This is a genomic window from Oleiphilus sp. HI0061 (assembly GCF_001635675.1).
The window spans coordinates 1-986 of sequence record NZ_LWFE01001551.1; the positions used below are offsets into that span (position 1 = coordinate 1).

1 protein-coding gene is annotated in these 986 nt (G+C 40.7%); it reads left to right on the forward strand.

All coding sequences use genetic code 11. From position 1 onward, the window contains the following. The first annotated feature begins 127 nt into the window (after positions 1 to 127). Positions 128 to 832 (forward strand): SIMPL domain-containing protein, encoded by a 705-nt coding sequence (locus A3735_RS24180; RefSeq protein WP_068507485.1) that lies wholly within the window; start codon positions 128 to 130, stop codon positions 830 to 832. Positions 833 to 986 lie beyond the last annotated feature (154 nt).

Consider the following 986-nt stretch of genomic DNA (forward strand, 5'->3'; position numbering starts at 1 on the left):
TTCATAAATATAAACACCTAATAACGTGAACAATGGTTTCGCTGCGATGGAATGAACCTATGGTAACTACAACTTTAATGACTAGACTGGTATAGGTATACACCAAATATTAATACGGAGCACAAGCATGCGATTCATATCACTTTTTTTGTTTTCATTCTTAGTAAGTAGTCTTTGCCTGGCCCATGATCAAACGCATTCTGACTTACCCTTTATCGAAGTCAGCACGACAGCAAGCGCAAAGTCCTTGCCCGATCAAGCCATAATTAATATTACTTTCTCTGCAACAAAGTTTGAAGCAGAAAAAGCGAGAAGAGCCGTCGACAAGCTGGTCCGCCCTTTCCTGTCAAAACTAGAAGAATACGATATTCAAGAGAACTCCCTCGACACAAGCAATACACAATTACACCCACAATACGAATACCGAAATAACCAGCGAGATTTCAAAGGTAATCAAATTACGCGCAAAATTGAGTTTAAACTAAATGATCTTGCGCAACTCCAGGCTCTTATCCAAGACATCACCCGCACAGAAGCATCTCATCTAGGGAGTATAAGATTCACACTTAAGAACAAACAGAAGCTAAAACGCAAAGCCTTAAACAAAGCAATTAATAAAGCAAAAAATAAAGCAGCTACCATTGCCCAAGGCTTCGAAGTAAGCTTGGGGAAAATTTTAAATGTAAAGCATGTTAGCAACGAAGCAAGACCAGCCCCACAAATGCGCGCCATGGCAATGAGTGCTGAAATGAGCGACAGCCAAAGTAATACCTACCAGCAAAAAGAAATTGAATACAATGCGACCATTAGCGCAGTATTTTCAATCGATTAAGCACTAGTCATACGACACCAAATAGCATATAGCACCGGCAATTCAACCTGAATCGCCGGTGCCTCATTCAGCCCGCAACTTCAACAGACTCACTATTTTTATGCTTATCAAGCTTACGCTCTGAAGCGCTCCAGTAATAAAGAACTAACCCTGA